Below are 19,185 nucleotides of genomic sequence, written 5' to 3' on the forward strand. Positions count from 1 at the left end.
GCGAATGGCGCGTCGTCGCTGTTGTTAAAGAGAAAATCGGTTCGGCCGGTTCAGGCCGGCCGCACTGCAGCAAGCAGGGTATCGACGATATGCTGGCCCCAGCGTTCCAGTTCGGCAGGGTCGGTCAGGTCGCGCTGGAAGATGGTCGACAGCGTGAACCGGTTCGAAAGATAAAAGGCGCCGAGCGAAGCAATGGTCAGATAGACGTCGATCGGATCGAGACCGTCACGGAATTCGCCGGCGTCGCTGCCCCGCCGCAGCACGTCTTCCAGCTCTGAAATGAAATTCGAGTGCATCGCCGTAATCGTCGGGGATTGCCTGAGATAGCGGGCTTTATTGAGGTTTTCCGTGGCGAGGATGCTCAGGAATTCGGGGTGGTCGAGGAAGTAGTGCCAGGTAAAAAGCGCAAGTTCCCGCAGGCCCTCCGACGGGGCCTTTCGGGCCAGGTCAAGCCGTCTCTCGGTGTGGCGGATATGGCGGTAAGCGTCTTCGAGAACGGCGAGATAAAGCGCATCCTTGTCACCGAAATAATGGTAGATCATCCGCTTGTTGGTGCCGGCGCGCCGGGCGACGACATCTATCCGAGCCCCCGCCAGCCCCTTGGCGGCCACCTCACGGCGGGCGGCTTCAAGAATGGCGGCGCGGGTCCTTTCCGGGTTTCGCACCTGTGCCGTCGCGCGTTTGCGCTTGGGCGACGGCGTGTTCTCCATGGCGGCATCGGGGGCCGGATCGGACGGCTGGTTTGTTGTCGTTTTTTCCATTTCAGCACCCGCTTGACAATGTTTGCGATCAGTGTTCCCATGTAACCAATTAGTTATAAAACGGCAAGCGTCGTTTACGTTCATCATCAATTGGCAGTCAATAGGGAGGAGTTGCCAATGCCCGTGATGCTTCACAGGAGAGGTGTGCTTTCAGCGGGGCTCGGCGCCCTGTCGCTTGCAGCACTGGGAGGTGGTTCAGCGCAGGCCCAGGCCGCGCGCCTTCGCATGTTGTGGTGGGGTTCGCAGGAGCGCGCCGACCGCACCAACAAGGCGATAGCAGCCTATAAGCAGGTCAAGCCGGATCTCGACATTGCCGGTGAATTCGCAGGCTGGAGCGATTATTGGACACGCCTTGCCACGCAGGTTGCCGGCCGCAATGCGCCTGACCTGATCCAGATGGATTATCGCTACATCTTCGAATATGGCCGGCGCGGCGCACTTGCTCCGCTGGATGACTATATCGGCAAGGGCCTGAAGATCGAGGATTTCGGCAAGATGAACATCGATTCCGGCCGGGTCGATGGCAAGCTTTATGGCATCAATCTCGGCGTCAATTCCAGCGCCGTCTTCTTTGATCAGGCGGCCTGGGAAAAATCCGGCGCGACACCGCCGTCGATCGGCCAGACCTGGGAGGAGTTTGCCGAAAACGCCGCCAAGCTCAGCAAGAACAAGCCGAAGCCCGGTTATTACGCAACGGCCGACGCCAGCGGCGTGGAGCCGAGCTTTGAAAACTGGCTGCGCCAGAACGGCAAATCGCTCTACACGCAGGATGGCGGGATCGGCTTCGATCCGACCGATGCCACCAAGTGGTTCACCCTGTGGGCTGATCTGCGCAAAAGCGGCGCCTGTGTGCCAGCCGACGTGCAGGCGCTCGACCAGCTCAACATTGAAACCAACCCGCTGACGACGGGCAAGGCGGCAACTGCATTTGCCCATTCCAACCAGTTCGTCGGGTATCAGAAGCTGAACAAGTCCAAGCTTGCCATAAGCTCCTATCCGAAGAGCACGAAGGATGGCCCTTCAGGCCATTATCTAAAACCCTCCATGCTCATCAGCGTCGCCAATGGCAGTGCCGGCATCGAGCAGGCGATTGGGTTTATCAACTTCCTCGTGGCTGACCCGCAGGGCGTCGACATTCTCGGCGTCGAGCGTGGCGTTCCGGCGTCGGAATCCATGCGCAGCCAGTTGAGCAGCAAGCTCGACGAGGTCAGCAAGACGATGGTGGACTATATTGCCGAGATTACCCCCGGCGTCGGCGATCTGCCGCCGGCGCCGCCTCCGGGCGCGGGCGAGTTCGCCTTCGTTTTGAAACGCACGGCAGAAGAAGTTGGCTTCGGCAAGATCACGCCGGAAGAGGGCGGTGACCGCCTCGTCAAGGAATCCGAAACCGTTATCAAACGGAAGTGATGGTTTATGGCCTTTCGATCTGAAACTCTTGTGGAGGAGAGCCGTGGCGCGGCTCTCCCGAAACGGGGCGGCCTGAAGCGGGTTTTCGACCGCAACATTCACGCCTACCTGTTTCTGCTGCCCTGGCTGATCGGCTTTTTTGGCCTCACGCTTGGCCCGGCGCTGGCGTCGCTTTATCTGTCCTTCACCAATTACGATCTGTTGCAGTCGCCGGATTGGGTGGGTGCGGCGAACTATGTGCGCATCGCAACCGATGACCCGAAATTTGCAGCAGCCATGCAGGTGACGTTTACCTATGTGCTGCTGTCGGTGCCGCTGAAGCTCATCTTCGCGCTGCTGGTGGCGCTCGCCTTCAATCGCGGCATAAAGGCGCTAACGCTCTACCGCGCGATCTTCTATCTGCCGTCGCTGCTGGGTTCCAGCGTCGCGATCGCCGTTCTCTGGCGCCAGCTTTTCGCGTCCGATGGCCTCGTCAACATGCTGCTCTGGCAGGCTTTCGGTTATGAAGGCCCAAGCTGGATTTCCAATCCTGATTATTCTATCTACACGCTGGTTATCCTGTCCGTCTGGCAGTTCGGTTCGCCGATGATCATCTTCCTTGCGGGTCTGAGACAAATCCCGCAGGACATGTATGAGGCCGCCGATATCGACGGCGCGAGCAAGGTGCGGCAGTTCTTCCGCATTACCCTGCCGCTTTTGACGCCGGTGATCTTCTTCAACGCCGTCATCCAGACGATCGACGCCTTCAAGGCCTTCACGCCCGCCTTCATCATTTCCGAAGGCTCCGGCGGGCCGATCAACTCGACGCTGTTCTACACGCTCTACCTCTATCAGGAAGCCTTCGGTTTCTTCCGCATGGGTTATGCCTCGGCGCTGGCCTGGATTTTGGTGATCATCATCTCGCTGTTCACGGCCTTCTCGTTCCTCAGCGCAAAATACTGGGTGCATTACGATGACTGACGCTGTTACCGCCCCCCGGCCGGGACAAGGCCCGCAACGCTCGCCGCTGAAATCGGTGATGCTCCACACGGCGTTGATCATCGCGTCCTTCGCGATGCTCTATCCGATCCTGTGGATGATATCGGGCTCTTTCCGGCCGCAGGATGAGCTGTTCGGCTCTTCCTCGCTCATTCCCTCGGCAGTCGATTTTGGCGGTTATATCCGTGGCTGGACGGGGCTGCAGGTTAGTTTCGGGCAGTTCTTCTGGAACTCCTTCTTCATCTCGGTGCTCGCTACCATAGGGAATGTGGTCGGCTGCTCGCTCACCGCCTTTGCTTTTGCAAGGCTTCGGTTCGGCGGGCGCAATTTCTGGTTTGCGCTGATGCTCGGCACGCTCATGCTGCCCTATCACGTCGTGCTCATCCCGCAATATATCCTGTTTCTGGAAATGGGCTGGGTGAACACGTCGCTGCCGCTGATCGTGCCGAAATACCTCGCGACGGATGCCTTCTTCATCTTCCTGATGGTGCAGTTCTTCCGTGGTATCCCGCGCGAACTGGACGAGGCGGCCGTGATGGATGGCTGTTCGCCCTTCCGCATCTACTGGAAGATTATGCTGCCCCTGTCGCTGCCGGTGTTGGCTACGGCCGCGATCTTTTCCTTCATCTGGACCTGGGACGATTTCTTCGGGCCGCTGATCTATCTGAACGACATCAACACCTACACCGTGCAGCTCGGTCTCCGATCCTTCGTGGATTCCACCGGCAGCTCGGACTGGACCTCGCTTTTCGCCATGTCCAACCTGTCATTGGTGCCGGTCTTCCTGTTCTTCCTGTTTTTCCAGCGGCTGCTGATCGAAGGTATCGCGACGACGGGAATGAAACGCTGAACCGAGAAAACATTTTATAAGACCATCAACACTGTCGTGGCTGCCCTTTGCGCGGCGCGACAGTCGGGAGAAACAGCATGGCAAGCAGCATTACTCTGGAAAAAATCGTCAAGCGGTTCGGCGCTTTTCCGGTCATCCACGGCATCGATCTCAAGATCGAACCGGGCGAATTCACGGTTTTCGTCGGTCCCTCGGGCTGCGGAAAGTCCACGCTTTTACGCATGGTCGCCGGACTGGAAGAAATCTCCGAGGGCGATCTTCGCATCGATGGCGAAAGGGTCAACGAAACCGCCGCCTCCAAGCGCGGAATCGCCATGGTCTTCCAGTCCTATGCGCTCTATCCGCACATGAGCGTCTACAAGAACCTCGCCTTCGGTCTTGAAACGGCAGGCTACAAGAAACCGGAAGTCCAGGCGCGGGTGCAGAAGGCCGCCGACATCCTGCAGATCGGGCCCCTGTTGCAGCGCAAGCCGAAGGCGCTTTCGGGCGGTCAGCGCCAGCGTGTCGCCATCGGCCGCGCCATTGTGCGCGAACCGAAGATATTCCTGTTCGACGAGCCGCTTTCCAACCTCGATGCGGAACTGCGCGTGCAGATGCGCGTCGAAATCGCGAAGCTGCACCAGACGCTCGGCAGCACCATGATCTATGTGACGCATGACCAGGTGGAAGCCATGACCATGGCCGACAAGATCGTCGTGCTGCGCGAAGGCCGCATCATGCAGGTCGGCCGCCCGCTCGATCTTTACAACAACCCGGCAAACCAGTTCGTCGCCGGTTTCATCGGTTCGCCGAAGATGAATTTCCTCTCCGCCAAGGTGGCTTCCACCGACAGTTCCAACCGCACCATAGAGGTGGCCGGTCAGCGCATCGTCCTGGAAAAGCCGGTCGCCGCGCAACAGGGCGAACCGCTCACCTTCGGCGTGCGCCCGGAACATGTGAACCCGCAGGAGCAGTCCGCCTCGCTGGGTGAGGCTTCCATCCAGCTCGTCGAACATCTCGGCGGCTCAACGGTGGTCTACACCGCGACCCCCGACGGCCAGCCCGCCACCGTGCTGCTGGACGGCCAGCGCCATATCCGCATCGGCGAGACCATTCCCTTTGCGTTTGATTTGGCGAAGACGCATCTGTTCGGGGCGGATGGGCGGCGGATATAGCGCTGCCGGCAGCCGTCTTACGCTGCGTGTTTCGGGCGTCCTGGCCGGCGGGGACGAAAATGCGCATGCATGAGAAGCGGGTCGCGCTGGGTGGCCCGCAGCAGCATCTTGACCGCGTGGCTTACGGGCGTGCCCGCGCGATAGTTGTTCCACGTCCGTAAAGTGACGCCGAGAAAATCCGCCGCCTCATTATTGGAAAGGCCGATTTCCTCCTGCCATTTGCGCAGGTCCTCCACATCGAAATCCCGCTGGTCCTGCGCGATCTGGTAAAGGTGATAGGCATCGATTGCCAGGTCGTCTCCGTCCCATTCCACGCTCGCGCCATAGTCGGCGACTGTCGCGGTCTGCCAGATATCTGCCGAATGGAGCGGATTGAGCAATTTTCTTCCGGTCGATATCCATCCGGTCAGATCGGCAGTCGACCGGCTTCCGTCTGCCCAGTCGATAGTGAGCGTGCAAGGTGGATGGGGCAGGATGGTTTTGATGCGCGGTGTCATGACTTCTTTCCCTTTCCTACAATGGGAAAACGCGGGTTCGTCCGATTCCATTCATCGACAATCAGGTTCCCATTGTTTCTCGCCCATGCCAAAGCTTCGGCTTCAGCCCTGCGGGATAGCTTGCCGCGCAGGATCTCCAGATTTTCGATGTCGACAAGGGCATCGGCATCCGGTGTTATGATGTGAAAATGCGGTGGCAAATGATCGTTCGCATAGACGCGTATAATGATGTTCCCGATCTGAACCAGTCTGCCCATGCGCCCCCACGCATCAATAAAACATAGTGCATAAATTTCACTATGTGAAGGGGGCAAAGAAGCATATTCCTGACCAGTGGGCAGTCATAGGGCGGGTTCTATGTTCTATAAAGAATGTCGCCGAGAACCGCCGCATCTTCCGCGAACTGCTCGATATCGTCACCCTTGACGAATTCCAGCATCGCGAAAGCCGTCTTCGTCCAGTCGCCTTCCGGCAATGCATCCATGCACGCCCGCCAGTACTCCGCGCGCTCGACAAACGGCAGACGGCTGGCGTCGGCGAGCCAGGCGAAGACATGCAGGTGGCAGATGCGTGGGCCGAGTGCGGATATTTCCGTGAGTGCGTCCTCCAGCGGCAGTCCGGGGGCGGGTTGCCAGTAAAAGAAGAGATTGGGCATCGGCAAGTCCTGCATGAGTTGCAGGGCCGAGGGCAGGGTGTCCGTCAGTGAGTTGGGGTGATATTCGAGGCCGATTGTGATGCCATCGTCGTGCGCCCGGCGGGCGATTGTCGTCAGCGCTTCCGCCGCCGCGCGGCGTTCGCCTGGGGAGTAATCGGCAGACGGGCGTTTGCGGCTGCCGGGCCAGATACGGATATGGCCGGCACCGAGGGCCTTTGCGGTTTCGAGCACGGCAGCCACATCTTCCGGCGTAGAATCCGGCGCAAAGATATAGGAGCCGTAGGACGAGACGGAGAGGCCGGCTTCTGCCGTCCGCGCCGCCACATCCCTTGCATTTTCGAGATCGCCGGGCGGTACATGGATATCCGCACCCCATTCGATTGCCTTGATGCCGTTTGCGGCGGCAAGGTCGATGACGGCCTGTGGCGACAGGGAGCGGAAGGTGACGGAGCAGAGGCCCGGCTCGAAAAATCTCATGCGATCAGTTCCAGATGTTCCGGCCGCACCTGCTGTTGCAGGGGTGCCGCGCGGCAGAAGCGTTCGATTTCGGCAATCGCCATGTCACCGAGCCTTGCGCGTTCAAGGCCGGTGGCGCCGGCGATATGCGGCGTCAGGAACACGTTGGGCAGGCTGTAGAAGGGTGAATCCGGCGGCGGCACTTCCGGGTCGGTCACGTCGATGACGGCTTCGATGCGTCCGGTTTTCAGTTCGGCCAGAAGCGCGTCTTCATCCACCAGCGCGCCGCGCGCCGTATTGATCAGGGTCGCGCCGTCCTTCATGCGGGCAAGCGCTGCCGCGCCGATCATATGCTGTGTCTCCGGCAGGGAAGGCGCATGCAGGGAAATGACGTCGCTCACCGCCACCAGCTCCTCAAGCGAAACGAGACGTACACCGAGCTTTTCCGCCTCCGCAACGCTTAGAAGCGGGTCGAAAAGGATAAGGTTGAGATCGAAGGGCTGCAACAGATTGATGACGCGACGTCCGATGCGTGAGGCGCCGACAATGCCGACCGTGAGGCCGAGATTGCCGATGGCCTGCGCCTGCAATCCTTCGACAGGGGCGCGATCTCGGTGCTCCAGATAGAGACGCCGGAAGCCGAAGGTGCGCTTGCCGGCGAGCAGGATCATCGCCAGCGAAAATTCGGCGACCGGCTGCGCATTCGCCTCCGCCGCACTGCACACGGTAACGCCACGATCGAACACCGCCTGCGACAGGAAATATTTGACCGTGCCGGCGGCATGGGAGATCAGTTTGAGGCACGGCATCAGCGCCAGCTCCCGTGCGCCGATATCCGGACAGCCCCAGCCGGTCAGAAGAATATCCGTCCGTGCCAGTTGCTCTTTAACTGCGGGATCGTGGAAATCGCAGATCCGCCCCGTATCGAGAATCTCGAGGCTCTGCGACAGCCTGTCGAGCGCCTGCGGTGTCAGCACATGCTGGGTTCGCTCCGGGTCCATGGCAAGGCTGAGACGCGGAAGCGGGCTCGTCATTGCGGCTCTCCCGTTGCCGCCATGCTGCTGACCGAAACGCCCCGTTCGGCAAACAGGCGGTCGAGCGCGTCCATATCCGGAAAGACAGGTGGCATCGCCAGCGCTTTTTCGCTTTCTGGCCCGGCCATCCCCGCAAAGACCGCGCAGGCAAGGAGGGTTTCGCCCGCCGGAATCTCGCCCCGCAATTGCGGCACCGTGGTCTTGGCGTTAACGAGATTGGTGTTGGGCAGCGCCTTCAGCGCCACGCCGTGGCGGGTTATGCTGGAGCCGAGATCGACAATGTCGGATATGTCCGTTCCGCAATCGGCAGTCGCCCGGCCCGGCTCTTCGCGCACGGCGTCGCGGTCGCCGTCGTTGCGGTTGATAGCGAAGCCGCCTTCGGTCACCGAAAGGGGACGGGCGGAGGTGATCCGGTGCAGCCTTATATGCCAGTCGCCAGCCGCAACCAGCGTCGTTTCAACCGCCACATCCGGGAACGGCTTCCATGTCGCCCGCAGGCTTTCCCCGGCCAGCAGAACCTTTTCGTTGGTCTCGCGCACGCGGTAATGCAGGCCGTCTTCGGAAAAGGCCAGCATGTTGTCGAAACCGTTGGTCTTGAAACCACGCTCGTCCACTTCCACGCCGAAACCGTAACGCGAGGAATAGGCGAATTTGGAATATTTTTCCGGCCCGCCACGCATGGAAAGGTTTTCCTGGCCGCTGGAAAGTGCCGTGACATTGCCGGCGGCCCGCATCATCACCATGCCGGGATGAGCGAGCGGCTTTGGATTTGCGGATGTTTCAGGCTGTTTTTCCTGCGCCAGCCAGAAGGGGTGGCTTTCCGGCAGGGCCAGCGGCAGAAAGGCCTTGAAGGCCCAGTAGGGCGAGCCCGCCGAATTATAGCTTTCGGACATGGTGAGCTGCGGATAGGCGTAGCCGATGGAGAGCACGCCGTCGCGGTCGGCAATCGGCTTTTTCGCCCACCAGCGCAGATGTTGCAGATAAAGCCCCTTGATTTCGCCCCAGGGCAGCGCCTCCTCATCGGCAAAGGCAAGGCCGGCCCAGAAGCCGCCGCAAGCGAAGCGATAGGTCATGGAGCGGCCGAAGGCGAGCGTGCCGCCATCCTCATCGAACCAGCTGGCGAAATCGACGGCGAAGAGGCGCGCCCGCTCCCGGTAACGTGCGGCGTAGGCGTCGTCAGGCTTGCTGAGTTTCGAGTAGATCAGGCCGTAAAAATGCATGGCGAAGGCGATGTAATGGTCGATGCGGCGATAATTACCGTCACGATACCAGCCGTCGGCAATATAGAACTCGTCCAGTTCCTTCTGGAATGTCTCGGTCAGGCTGCGGTCGAATTCGATGCCGAGATGATCAAGCGCCATATCGACCATCACCCGGAAGAACTTCCAGTTATTATCGGCGTAATTGCGCTCGCGCGCCGCCAGCAGATAACGCCGCGCATTGTCTTTCTGCGCGTCGGAAAGCGGTTCCCACAGGTGCTGCGGCGCAAGCCGCAGCGCAAACCCGATTGCTGCAAGCTCTACCAGCCGCTGGTCTTTCTGGCGCACATCGCCCCAATATTCGGGATGGGAAGGATCGGTGCCGTTGGCAATTCCCTGTGCCAGAAGCGGCCAATGGTCGAAATGATCGCCGCTCAGCGCAAGCGGTGCGATGCCCCAGAGCGGCCGGGCGAAACCTTCCAGATCGGCCGCCGCCCGGTCGAAATGCGCGGCGGCTCCGCTGAGCGTCACTCTTGCGCCGCCCGGCGAAAAATAGGGAAGAAGCGGCGCGAAACTGTCATCCAGCGCCCGTCGGACATCGGCGCGGCTTTTGAGCGGATTGCCATGCAGCGGATTGAATCTGGCCATGGTGGGCTTACTCATGGTGTCATGCATCGCGTGCTGCCTTTCCCGTCTTTTTCGCCTTGCCGGCCGTCTGTCCTTCCACCAGCTGCACGCCAAGCTGCACCTGACGGGCATTGGCAGAGGGTTCCGTCAGCCGGCGGCGCATCAGTTCCACCGCCTCACGGGCGATTTCTCGACGGTCGACGCGGATGGTGCTGAGACGGGGCGTGGAAAGTTCGGCAAAGGGCAGGTCGTCGAAGCCGATGATGGAAAGATCGTCCGGCACGGCGAGGCCAAGCTCCTGCGCTGCCCCCAGCGCCCCGAGCGCAATCGCGTCATTCATGCAGAAGATGCCGGTGAGTTCAGGGTTTTTGGCCAATAGCTGGCGAACTGCATCGCCTGCCTGTCCGAAGCCGCTATCCGCCGTCGAAAGCAGAAACTCCTCATAGGTCGTTCCCTCTCCCTCAAGAATCGTGTGGCGGAAGCCGCGCATACGCTCCCTTATGGTGTGGCGATGATGCGGGCCGATATAGGCGACCTTGCGGTGCCCGAGTTCCAGAAGCCGCCGCGCCGCCAGCGCCCCACCGTAAAAATTGGAAGGCGAAACGCAGTCCAGCATCATCAAGGGATCGGCGCTGTTGACCAGAACCGGTTGCAGCACACCCTGCGTGATGCGGTGGATGATTTCATCCTCGGGATCGAGACCGATGGCGAGAAGACCGTCCACCTCGCAGACCCGCTGGGTCAGCGCATCATCCACCTGTTTCTGGTGCAAAAGCCGGATGTCGAGTTCGAAACCGTCCGTCTGGGCAAGGCTGCGCAGCATGTCGAAAATATCGTGATAAAAAGCGCCGATATCGCCGGTCGCCCTTTCGGCGGACATGAGGGCGAGGATTTTCTTGCCCTCCAGCGGCACGCCGCCGGTCTGGTTTGTGACCGGCCGCAAGGGATAACCAAGTTCCGCCGCCACCCCCAGAACCTTAGTCTGGATCGACGCGCTGATACCCTTTTCCCCTGCAAGAACGCGCGAGACGGTGCTGATGGAAACGCCGGCGCGCTGGGCGATATCCGACTGGCGCGGGCGGCTGATGTCGGGCGTATCGTTCATATCGTCTCCTGCGCTTGCAAAAAAATCTAATATGATGCAAATATTGCAAACTAAGAAAATTTGCAAGAATTTAAGTGGTCAGTGAAAAATTTGCAAAACGCGGGAGGAGCAGATGCAAACTATCGACAGACGTGGATTTTTGGTGACGGCGGCGCTGGCCGGTCTCGGCGTGGCGGCGGGCGGTTTTCGCGCGGCCGCGGCCGAAACCCGGCTTCGCTGCGTATGGTGGGGATCTGCCGACCGCAGCAAGCGCACTAACGACGTGATCGCCCTTTACCAGAAGGCAAACCCGCAAACGGAGATCAGCGGCGAAATGATCGCCGGTTCCGATTACTGGACCAAGCTTGCGACATCGATGGCGGGGCGCAACGTCGCCGATATCTTCCAGCTCGAACCTTCCACCATTGCCGATTATTCCGGCCGTGGCGCCTGCATGGAGCTGGACCAGTTCGTCGGCAAGTCGCTTGATCTTTCCACCTTCGGCAAAAGCGAGGTCGATCTCTGCCGCATCGACGGCAAGCTTTACGGCGTCGGCCTCGGGCTGAATTCCTTCTGCATGATGTATGACGCCGACACGCTGAAGGAAGCCGGCGTTTCCGTGCCGCAGGACCAGATCACCTGGAAGGCGCTTTCGGAACTGGCGCGCGATTTCAAGAAGAACGGTCCGGCAAAACGGAACTACTGGGCCGTGCCCTATGGCGCGCGTTATCATTATGTTTTCGATGTCTGGCTGCGCCAGCGCGGCAAGCTGCTGTTTCAGGATGGCACCGTCGGCTTCAACAAGGAAGACGCCAAGGAATGGTTCGCCTATTGGGAGGATTTGCGCGAGAACAAGCTCTGCGTTTCCGCCGACATTCAGACCCGTGACGACAATACCATCGAATCCAACGCCCTGACGCTCGGCAATTCGGCTATCGGCTTTGCCTATTCCAATCAGCTTGTCGGTTATCAGAAGCTCAATAAACAAACGCTGTCCATCGGCATGCTGCCGGGCGAGGGGCCGGGCAAACCGACCGGTCATTATTACCGGCCGGGACTCATCTGGTCCATTTCGTCCACCTCGACCAATGCGGAAGCGGCGGCGAAGTTCATTAACTTCTTTGTCAACGATCTGGAAGCCGGCAAGGCGCTCGGCGTCGAACGTGGCGTGCCGCCGGCCAAGGCCGTGCGCGAGGCCCTGTTGCCGACGCTCAATGAGACCGAGCGCAAGACGGTGGATTATATCGAAAGCCTGTCCGGAAAGACCGATGCCTATCCGGAACCCGCCCCGATCGGCGCCAACGAGTTCGACCGTGGCGTGATGCGCCCCATCGCCGATTCGCTCGCCTTCGGCCGCGCCAGCGTGGATGAAGCGGCGCAAAATCTCGTCGACACCGGCACGCGGACCCTGCGCAAGCGCGGCTGACGACGAAACGGGCGCCGCCACACGGTGTCGAGCCATGTGGCGGTGCTCTTTTTTGTGAAGCGCCCGGGCTGAATGGCGCTTCATGCCTTTCAAAGGCGCCTGTATGACAAACAGCACTGGACAAGTGCATGGCATTTAAGCCAGAAATTCTGATCTGGATCGATAAATCTGAAGATTAGAATATGGCGCCCAATTTTCTCCTCGTTGATGCTGAAAAAGAATTCGATGTCCTGAAGGCGGCGGCGTCGCTGATCCGCGTGCAAATATTAAAGCTGCTGCATGAGGCGAGCGGCCTCAACGTCAACGAAATTGCACAGAGACTGGAACTCCCCCAGTCCACCGTTTCCGCCGGCGTGGCCGTTCTCGAGGAGGCGGGGCTTCTGCGAACCGAAACGCGCAAGGCGCGCAAGGGAAGTCAGAAAATCTGCTTCGCCACCTGTGACGAACTCATCGTTTCGTTCCGAAAACCCGAGGCGCCTGTCACATCAAATTACATCGCGGTCGCCATGCCGCTCGGTCTTTACACCCAAAGTTCGGTCACCGCGCCCTGCGGCATCTGCTCGCCGGAGGGAATTATCGGGCTGCTTGATGTGCCCGATACATTCATGGATCCAGACCGCATGAAGACGGCGCTTCTGTGGTTGACCTCCGGCTTCGTGGAATATCAATTCCCCAATAATGCCAAGATCCAGGGGCGGGAAGTCGAGGAAATCGAGTTTTCGATGGAGGTCAGCTCCGAAGTGCCCGGAACGCACAGCAACTGGCCGTCCGATATTACGCTATCCGTCAACGGCCGGGAAATCGGGGTGTGGACCTCACCCGGCGACTTCGGCGACAAGCGCGGCACGTTTACGCCGGACTGGTGGAAGCTCTCCGGTTCCCAATATGGCATGCTCAAGACCTGGCGCATCACCGAACAGGGAACCTATGTCGACGGAACCCGGATTTCGGATGTGACACTGACGGATATCGATCTGACCAGCCACCGTTCCATCCGCTTGCGCATCGAGGTCAAGGCCGATGCAAAACATCCGGGCGGGTTGAATATATTCGGCCGCGGTTTTGGCAATTACGATCAGGACATCATCCTGCGCCTGCGTACCGTGGGCTGAACCCTCAATTTTCAAAAGTATGATTTTCGCGGTTGACAGGCGCGGATTCCCTCGGCAACTATATTATTAAATATGGTTCATATCATATTTTAAGATATAAATGCGCAGGGAGGAGAGCCTTATGAAAGCGCGGGTTTCAGTCCACCGGGACTTCCGGATTGGGCGTATCGACGATCGTCTTTATTCCGCCTTCATCGAGCATATGGGGCGTGCGATCTATGGTGGGATTTATGAGCCCGGCCATCCGCAGGCGGATGCGAATGGCTTTCGCAAAGACGTCCTGAAATTCGTGCAGGATCTGAAAATTCCCGCGATCCGCTATCCCGGCGGCAACTTCGTGTCAGCTTATCGCTGGGAAGACGGCATCGGCCCGCGCGATCAGCGCCCCATCCGTCTCGACCTTGCTTGGCGTTCGAAGGAAACCAACCAGATCGGCATCAATGAATTTGCCGACTGGGCACAGATGGCCGGCATCGAGATGATGCTCGCCGTCAATCTCGGTTCCCGTGGGCTGGACGATGCCCGCAACTTCCTCGAATATGTGAACTTTCCAGGAGGCACGGCTCTCAGCGATCTTCGCCGCAGCCACGGCACTGAAAAGCCCCACGGTGTGAAAATGTGGTGCCTCGGCAACGAGATGGACGGCCCCTGGCAGATCGGCCACAAGACGGCTGTGGAATATGGCCGCCTCGCCAATGAAACCGCCAAGGCCTTCAAGGGCTTCGACCCGACGATTGAAGCGATTGTCTGCGGCAGTTCGAATGACGGCATGCCGACCTATCCCGAATGGGAGCGCCAGGTGCTGGAGGAGTGCTACGAGAATGTCGATCATATCTCGCTGCACAAATATTTCGGCAATAGCAGCCGCGACACGCTGAACTATTTCGGCAAGATCGAGGAAACCGGGCGCTATATCCAGACGATTGCCGGGGTCATCGATTACGTGAAGGCGAAGAAACGCGCCAAGAACGATGTTTCCATCTGCTTCGATGAATGGAACGTCTGGTATCACATCCGCGAAGAAGACGGCAAACGCATCAAGAGCTGGGACTGGCCGGAAGCGCCCGCACTTCTGGAGGAAACTTACAACTTCGAGGATGCGCTGTTCGTCGCCGGTCTGCTCAACGAGTTCATCCGCCGTTCGGACCGGGTGCGCATCGCCTGCATCGCCCAGCTCGTCAATGTCATCGCCCCCATCCGGGCGGAAAAGAACGGCCCGGCCTGGCGGCAGACGATCTATTATCCCTATCAATTCGCCTCGCTTTATGGCCGTGGTGTCGCGCTGAATATCGCCGTCGATTGCCCGACTTACGATTGCAACGCGGCCGATGACGTCAAATATCTCGATGTTGCCGGTGTTTATGACGAAGCGGAAGGCGTGGTGACGCTGTTCGTGCTCAACCGACATCTGACAGAAGCGGCGGAGATCGATGTCAGCTTCACCGGCTATTCATCCGCCACGCTCAGCCTGCATCTGGCCATGGCGGGATACGATTTGCGTGTCGGCAACGGGCCGGACCAGCCGGATCGCGTCGTGCCGGTGCCGGGCAGTGGCGTCGCCGTGGAGGACGGGGCATTGAAGGGTTCGGTGCCAGCGCTGTCCTATCACGTGCTTCGGCTGAAGGTTCAGTGAGGCGACCATGGGTGTCCGTCTCAACAATGTCGCCAAGTCCTTCGGATCCTTCGCGGCGATCCGGGATGTTTCGATGGAAATTCCAGCCGGCAGCTTTGCGGTCTTCGTGGGGCCTTCCGGCTGCGGAAAATCGACCCTGTTGCGCATGATCGCAGGCCTTGAGGAAACCAGCGGCGGGCGCATCGCCATCGATGAGCGTGATGTCACCGCAGTCGAACCGGCGGATCGCGGCGTTGCGATGGTGTTCCAGAACTATGCGCTCTATCCGCATCTGACGGTGTTCGAGAACATGGCGTTCAGCCTGCGTCTTGCGCGCCGGCCGAAGGCGGAGGTGACGGAGAGGGTGGGCGAGGCCGCGCGCGTCCTCCAGCTCGAGGAGCATCTGCACAAACGGCCCTCGCAGCTTTCCGGCGGGCAGAGGCAGCGCGTGGCCATCGGCCGCGCCATTGTCCGGCAGCCGAAGGTATTCCTGTTCGATGAACCGCTGTCCAATTTGGACGCCGAACTGCGTGTGCAGATGCGGCTGGAACTGACCCGGCTTCACCGCAAGCTGGGCGCGACGATGATCTATGTCACGCATGACCAGGTGGAGGCCATGACGCTTGCGGACAGGATTTTCGTGCTGAAGGGCGGCGTCGTGCAGCAGGCGGGTGCGCCGCTCACCCTTTATGACGATCCGGACAACCGGTTCGTCGCGGGCTTCATCGGCTCACCGGCGATGAACTTCCTGCAGGCGCAGATTGTCGAACAGCGAAACGGCGTCGTGACGCTTTCGCTCGATGGCGGCGAGAGACATCTCGAAGCACGGCTTTCGCAGCCTGTTTCCGCCGGCCAGCGGGTCGAGATCGGCGTTCGGCCCGAGCATCTGACGATAACGCAGGAGGGCGCCTTGCCCGTCAATGTCGAGGTGGCGGAGGAGCTGGGGGATGTTTCCTATCTCTACACCCGCGCGCCCTCGGGCAAGGAAATCATCGTGCAGCGGCAGGGCTCACGCGAGAGTCTGGATGGCCGGTCCGTGTCGCTCAGCGCTTCGCCCGAACACATTCTGGTGTTCGACAGCGACGGCAAGAGATTGCGATAGGCGCGAGGAGGCGCCTTTCGATTGAGCAGACCGCCTCTTCAAGGGGTGTTTCCACATAAACGGGAGGAGTACACGATGCGACTGATCAAGACATTGCTTGTTGGCACGGTTCTGGGTTTGACTGCCCTGCCGGCGCTGGCCAAACAGGATATCGTCTGGTGGGACTTTCTGTCCGGCGGCGATGGCGTGCGCATGAAGGCGTTGATCGATGCTTTCAACAAGGAGCACCCGGATATTCAGGTCAAGGGAACGACACTGGAGTGGGGCGTGCCCTTTTATACCAAGGTGCGGACCGCCTCAGCCGTCGGCGAGGGCCCTGACGTCATGACCTATCACCTGTCCCGCGCGCCCCTGGCGCTGCAGGAAAAGGTGCTGAGCGAAATCACCGACAAGGACCTTGAAGATGCTGGCCTGAAGAAAGACGATTTCTTCAGCGCCCCGCTTGAGGCGGCGACCCATGACGGCAAGCTTTATGCCGTGCCTTTCGATATTCACGCGCTTATTCTTTACTACAATGCCGATCTTCTCCAAGGCTCGCCCTATATCGATGCCGAGGGCAAGCTGACCGGCATCAAGACGATGGATGACTTTGAGAAGGCGTTGGCCTGGGCGAAGGAGAAAGGCGTCGAGACACCGGTGACCTACCAGTCCGGCGGAGAAGCCGGGGTCTGGCGTGTCTTCTATACGTTGTTCTCGCAACAGGGCGGCGAACTCGTCACCAATGGCGAGGTTCTGGCCGGCGACAATGCCGAAAAGGCCGCCAAGGCAATCGACACCATGTCGAAATGGCGTGAAAACGGCTGGGCGCCCGAGCAGGCGGAATATCCTGCTTCCGTCGCGCTTTTCTCTGCCGGGAAATCCGCCTTCCAGCTGAATGGCGTCTGGGAAGTGCCGACCTACAAGGATCTGGAGAAGAACAACAAGCTGGGCTTCAAATGGAGCGCGGTCGAGGTTCCACCCTTCATGGGCAAACGCGCCACCTGGGCGGATTCACACGCCTTTGCCATCCCCAACCAGGGCGACAAGACCGTTTCGGGTGAGAAGCGCGCAGCCGTCATGAAAGTGATCGGCTGGATGGAAAAACACGCCATCAGCTGGGCCGATGCCGGCCATATCCCGGCCTATAAATCGATCACCGAAGGCAGCGACTACAAGGCGATGCAGCCGAATGCGACCTATGCGTCGCTTGCGGAAGCAGCGGTGTTCGATCCGAAAACGACGATCACTGGCGTTGCCTCACCCGCCTATGATGCGGCGCTCAACGTCATCGCGCCGGCCATTCAGGGCTTCATGAGTGGCACGGATGCGGTGGCACAGATCAAGGAAGAACTGCAAAGCAAGCTGAAGTGACAGGAAACCAGCCCTCCGGTCTATGGCCGGAGGGTGCCTGCAATGCATGAGGTCCCGGAGATATCCCATGGCTATGATTGAAAACCGGCGCAAGAAATCGCTGATCGCGCTGTCGATGGTGACGCCGTTCATCGTGGTCTTCGTCACCTTCTTCCTTTATCCTTTGATCGAGATGGTGCGCATCAGTTTTACCAATGCGCCGCTGATTGGCGACGGTGACTGGGTAGGGCTGGCCAACTACACCAAGTTGCTGAGTGACAAGCTTTTCGTCACCTCCCTCAAGAATAACGGCTATTTCGTGCTTCTGACTGTCGTGCCGACAACAGTCATCGCCCTGATGATCGCTCTTGCCGTCAGCCGCCTGTCGGGTGTCAAGCAGACGATCGCAATGAGCCTGTTCTTCCTGCCCTATGTGCTGCCGGTGTCTGTCGTCACTGAAATCTGGGCATGGATGCTCGATCTGCAGTTCGGTATTCTCCAACCGGTGATTTCGCTGATTGCCGGAAAGCCGGTCGCGGTATTCAAGAACCCATATTGGGTGATGCCGATGGTCGCCGTCGTCACCATCTGGTGGACGAATGGCTTCAACGTGTTGCTGTTCATCGCGGGCCTTCGCAATATTCCGGCCGAGCTTTATGAGGCTGCCTCGCTGGACGGTGCAACGACGTGGCAACGCTTCTGGCGCGTCACCTGGCCGCTGTTATGGCCGGTGACAGCTCTCGTGCTCACTCTGCAACTGATCCTGCAACTGAAGATATTCGACCAGATTTATCTGCTCAGCGGTGGCGGACCCTTCAATTCCAGCTTCGTGCTGCTTCTCAAGGTCTATCGTGAAGCCTTCCAGCTCAACAATGGCGGTTACGCCTCCGCTGTCGCGACCGTGCTGTTCCTGCTGATCATGATCGTTTCCATTCTCCAGTTCCAGCTGCTGCGCATCCGGAGGAACTCATGAGCCTCACAAGAAGACTAGAAAACATTATCCTGACCGTGCTGACCTTTTCGGCCGCACTGGTCTGGATTTTCCCGCTCTACTGGACGTTCGTGACGTCCATCCGTTCGGATGAGAATGTTGCCGGCAACACATCATTGATCCCCGATGAATTTCGGCTGAGCGCTTATGTCAGCGCCATCTTCAACACGAAATTGCTGAACTGGTACATCAACTCCGTTGGCACGGCGGCCATCGTCACCGTGTCGGTGCTGCTGATCTCGATGTTATGTGCTTATGCCCTGTCGCAGATACGTTTTCCGGGCCGGCGGCTGCTTTATGGCATCGTGCTGGCCAGTTTCATGGTGCCGGCGCAGACGCTGGTCGTCACGCAATTTATCCTGATGAAGAACCTTAACCTTATCAACACCTGGGCGGGCATCATCCTGCCGCAGCTCATCACGCCCATCGTCATCATTGTCTACAAGCAGTTCTTCGACAGCGTGCCGAAGGAGATGCGCGAGGCGGTGGTTCTGGATGGCGGCGGCGAATATACCATTCTTTTTAAGGTCTATCTGCCGCTTAACTGGGGCATCACCACCGCTATGGCGATTGTGACGTTCATCACGGTGTGGAACGCCTTCTTCTGGCCCTTCCTCGTCGTCACCTCGGAAAACATGATGACCATCCCTGTTGGCATCACCCAGGTCAACGACACTTTCGGGGTCGCCTATGCGCGGCTGATGGCCATCGCCATGCTGGCGGCGCTGCCGGTCATCATCGCCTATGTCATCTTCCAGCGGCGCGTAACGGAAGCGATCATGATTTCGTCAGGCGTGAAAGGGTGACGGCCGGACCCGTCGCATGATGCGACGCGCCTGCCAAACAGGCTTGATCTTAATTGCGGGTCCGGCGCGGAGAGAGAATATTCCAAACCGTGCCGGACATGTCTC

The 19,185-nt window shown here is 59.4% G+C and carries 18 protein-coding genes; 11 read left to right on the forward strand and 7 right to left on the reverse strand.

Annotation, left to right across the window (positions count from 1 at the left end; all coding sequences use genetic code 11):
* Positions 1-50: 50 nt before the first annotated feature.
* Complete coding sequence (locus PL599_RS02785; protein ID WP_149147495.1) at positions 51-761, reverse strand: TetR/AcrR family transcriptional regulator; 711 nt, start codon at positions 759-761, stop codon at positions 51-53.
* A gap of 117 nt (positions 762-878) precedes the next feature.
* On the opposite strand from PL599_RS02785, the gene PL599_RS02790 reads away from it, so the two are divergent.
* The 4 genes from PL599_RS02790 to PL599_RS02805 all read left to right on the forward strand — a co-directional run bounded on the left by PL599_RS02790 (position 879) and on the right by PL599_RS02805 (position 5,150).
* Positions 879-2,168, forward strand: coding sequence for an ABC transporter substrate-binding protein (locus PL599_RS02790; protein ID WP_271358792.1), 1,290 nt, complete (start codon positions 879-881; stop codon positions 2,166-2,168).
* Positions 2,169-2,174: 6 nt separating this feature from the next.
* Positions 2,175-3,128: a carbohydrate ABC transporter permease gene (locus tag PL599_RS02795; protein ID WP_162520601.1), complete on the forward strand. Its 954-nt coding sequence runs from the start codon at positions 2,175-2,177 to the stop codon at positions 3,126-3,128.
* The gene (locus tag PL599_RS02800) at positions 3,121-3,996 is read left to right on the forward strand and encodes a carbohydrate ABC transporter permease (RefSeq protein WP_035210311.1); all 876 of its coding nucleotides are present in this window, start codon (positions 3,121-3,123) and stop codon (positions 3,994-3,996) included. Before PL599_RS02795 ends, PL599_RS02800 begins: the two co-directional genes overlap by 8 nt.
* Positions 3,997-4,073: 77 nt before the next feature.
* Entirely contained in the window at positions 4,074-5,150 is a 1,077-nt protein-coding gene (locus tag PL599_RS02805) for an ABC transporter ATP-binding protein (protein ID WP_269824064.1), read from the forward strand.
* Between the two features lie 17 nt (positions 5,151-5,167).
* Here the strand turns inward: PL599_RS02805 and PL599_RS02810 are convergent, their stop codons facing one another.
* The 6 genes from PL599_RS02810 to PL599_RS02835 form a co-directional block, all read right to left on the reverse strand.
* Positions 5,168-5,647 carry a hypothetical protein gene (locus tag PL599_RS02810; RefSeq protein WP_269824063.1) on the reverse strand — a complete coding sequence of 160 codons (480 nt, stop codon included), beginning with the start codon at positions 5,645-5,647 and terminating at the stop codon, positions 5,168-5,170.
* Entirely contained in the window at positions 5,644-5,904 is a 261-nt protein-coding gene (locus PL599_RS02815; protein WP_269824062.1) for a DUF4160 domain-containing protein, read from the reverse strand. Before PL599_RS02815 ends, PL599_RS02810 begins: the two co-directional genes overlap by 4 nt.
* Positions 5,905-6,002: 98 nt before the next feature.
* Positions 6,003-6,779 carry a sugar phosphate isomerase/epimerase family protein gene (locus PL599_RS02820; RefSeq protein WP_269824061.1) on the reverse strand — a complete coding sequence of 259 codons (777 nt, stop codon included), beginning with the start codon at positions 6,777-6,779 and terminating at the stop codon, positions 6,003-6,005.
* Positions 6,776-7,792 carry a hydroxyacid dehydrogenase gene (locus tag PL599_RS02825; RefSeq protein WP_269824060.1) on the reverse strand — a complete coding sequence of 339 codons (1,017 nt, stop codon included), beginning with the start codon at positions 7,790-7,792 and terminating at the stop codon, positions 6,776-6,778. Before PL599_RS02825 ends, PL599_RS02820 begins: the two co-directional genes overlap by 4 nt.
* The gene (locus tag PL599_RS02830) at positions 7,789-9,666 is read right to left on the reverse strand and encodes a DUF2264 domain-containing protein (protein WP_269824059.1); all 1,878 of its coding nucleotides are present in this window, start codon (positions 9,664-9,666) and stop codon (positions 7,789-7,791) included. The genes PL599_RS02825 and PL599_RS02830 overlap by 4 nt, the downstream gene beginning before the upstream one ends.
* Positions 9,659-10,723, reverse strand: coding sequence for a LacI family DNA-binding transcriptional regulator (locus tag PL599_RS02835; RefSeq protein WP_269824058.1), 1,065 nt, complete (start codon positions 10,721-10,723; stop codon positions 9,659-9,661). The genes PL599_RS02830 and PL599_RS02835 overlap by 8 nt, the downstream gene beginning before the upstream one ends.
* Before the next feature lie 112 nt (positions 10,724-10,835).
* Between PL599_RS02835 and PL599_RS02840 the strand changes: the two genes are divergently transcribed.
* The 7 genes from PL599_RS02840 to PL599_RS02870 all read left to right on the forward strand — a co-directional run bounded on the left by PL599_RS02840 (position 10,836) and on the right by PL599_RS02870 (position 19,080).
* Positions 10,836-12,128 carry an ABC transporter substrate-binding protein gene (locus tag PL599_RS02840; protein WP_269824057.1) on the forward strand — a complete coding sequence of 431 codons (1,293 nt, stop codon included), beginning with the start codon at positions 10,836-10,838 and terminating at the stop codon, positions 12,126-12,128.
* A gap of 182 nt (positions 12,129-12,310) precedes the next feature.
* Positions 12,311-13,240: an ArsR/SmtB family transcription factor gene (locus PL599_RS02845; protein WP_269824056.1), complete on the forward strand. Its 930-nt coding sequence runs from the start codon at positions 12,311-12,313 to the stop codon at positions 13,238-13,240.
* Positions 13,241-13,361: 121 nt separating this feature from the next.
* The gene (arfA, locus tag PL599_RS02850; protein WP_269824055.1) at positions 13,362-14,873 is read left to right on the forward strand and encodes an arabinosylfuranosidase ArfA; all 1,512 of its coding nucleotides are present in this window, start codon (positions 13,362-13,364) and stop codon (positions 14,871-14,873) included.
* Between the two features lie 7 nt (positions 14,874-14,880).
* Positions 14,881-15,954, forward strand: a complete 1,074-nt coding sequence (locus PL599_RS02855; protein WP_269824054.1) for an ABC transporter ATP-binding protein — start codon at positions 14,881-14,883, stop codon at positions 15,952-15,954.
* Between the two features lie 75 nt (positions 15,955-16,029).
* The gene (locus PL599_RS02860; protein ID WP_269824053.1) at positions 16,030-17,304 is read left to right on the forward strand and encodes an extracellular solute-binding protein; all 1,275 of its coding nucleotides are present in this window, start codon (positions 16,030-16,032) and stop codon (positions 17,302-17,304) included.
* Between the two features lie 67 nt (positions 17,305-17,371).
* The gene (locus PL599_RS02865; protein WP_162520600.1) at positions 17,372-18,256 is read left to right on the forward strand and encodes a carbohydrate ABC transporter permease; all 885 of its coding nucleotides are present in this window, start codon (positions 17,372-17,374) and stop codon (positions 18,254-18,256) included.
* Positions 18,253-19,080: a carbohydrate ABC transporter permease gene (locus PL599_RS02870; protein ID WP_269824052.1), complete on the forward strand. Its 828-nt coding sequence runs from the start codon at positions 18,253-18,255 to the stop codon at positions 19,078-19,080. The genes PL599_RS02865 and PL599_RS02870 overlap by 4 nt, the downstream gene beginning before the upstream one ends.
* The last annotated feature ends 105 nt before the right edge of the window (positions 19,081-19,185 follow it).

Origin of the sequence: Agrobacterium sp. ST15.16.055 (assembly GCF_027956555.1) — a bacterium.
Taxonomy (GTDB): domain Bacteria; phylum Pseudomonadota; class Alphaproteobacteria; order Rhizobiales; family Rhizobiaceae; genus Agrobacterium; species Agrobacterium salinitolerans.

Coding starts and splice junctions, on each gene's coding strand:
- PL599_RS02785 (WP_149147495.1), bottom strand. CDS start 761: ATGGAAAAAACGACAACAAACCAGCCGTCCGATCCGGCCCCCGATGCC.
- PL599_RS02790 (WP_271358792.1), top strand. CDS start 879: ATGCCCGTGATGCTTCACAGGAGAGGTGTGCTTTCAGCGGGGCTCGGC.
- PL599_RS02795 (WP_162520601.1), top strand. CDS start 2,175: ATGGCCTTTCGATCTGAAACTCTTGTGGAGGAGAGCCGTGGCGCGGCT.
- PL599_RS02800 (WP_035210311.1), top strand. CDS start 3,121: ATGACTGACGCTGTTACCGCCCCCCGGCCGGGACAAGGCCCGCAACGC.
- PL599_RS02805 (WP_269824064.1), top strand. CDS start 4,074: ATGGCAAGCAGCATTACTCTGGAAAAAATCGTCAAGCGGTTCGGCGCT.
- PL599_RS02810 (WP_269824063.1), bottom strand. CDS start 5,647: ATGACACCGCGCATCAAAACCATCCTGCCCCATCCACCTTGCACGCTC.
- PL599_RS02815 (WP_269824062.1), bottom strand. CDS start 5,904: ATGGGCAGACTGGTTCAGATCGGGAACATCATTATACGCGTCTATGCG.
- PL599_RS02820 (WP_269824061.1), bottom strand. CDS start 6,779: ATGAGATTTTTCGAGCCGGGCCTCTGCTCCGTCACCTTCCGCTCCCTG.
- PL599_RS02825 (WP_269824060.1), bottom strand. CDS start 7,792: ATGACGAGCCCGCTTCCGCGTCTCAGCCTTGCCATGGACCCGGAGCGA.
- PL599_RS02830 (WP_269824059.1), bottom strand. CDS start 9,666: ATGCATGACACCATGAGTAAGCCCACCATGGCCAGATTCAATCCGCTG.
- PL599_RS02835 (WP_269824058.1), bottom strand. CDS start 10,723: ATGAACGATACGCCCGACATCAGCCGCCCGCGCCAGTCGGATATCGCC.
- PL599_RS02840 (WP_269824057.1), top strand. CDS start 10,836: ATGCAAACTATCGACAGACGTGGATTTTTGGTGACGGCGGCGCTGGCC.
- PL599_RS02845 (WP_269824056.1), top strand. CDS start 12,311: ATGGCGCCCAATTTTCTCCTCGTTGATGCTGAAAAAGAATTCGATGTC.
- arfA (WP_269824055.1), top strand. CDS start 13,362: ATGAAAGCGCGGGTTTCAGTCCACCGGGACTTCCGGATTGGGCGTATC.
- PL599_RS02855 (WP_269824054.1), top strand. CDS start 14,881: ATGGGTGTCCGTCTCAACAATGTCGCCAAGTCCTTCGGATCCTTCGCG.
- PL599_RS02860 (WP_269824053.1), top strand. CDS start 16,030: ATGCGACTGATCAAGACATTGCTTGTTGGCACGGTTCTGGGTTTGACT.
- PL599_RS02865 (WP_162520600.1), top strand. CDS start 17,372: ATGGCTATGATTGAAAACCGGCGCAAGAAATCGCTGATCGCGCTGTCG.
- PL599_RS02870 (WP_269824052.1), top strand. CDS start 18,253: ATGAGCCTCACAAGAAGACTAGAAAACATTATCCTGACCGTGCTGACC.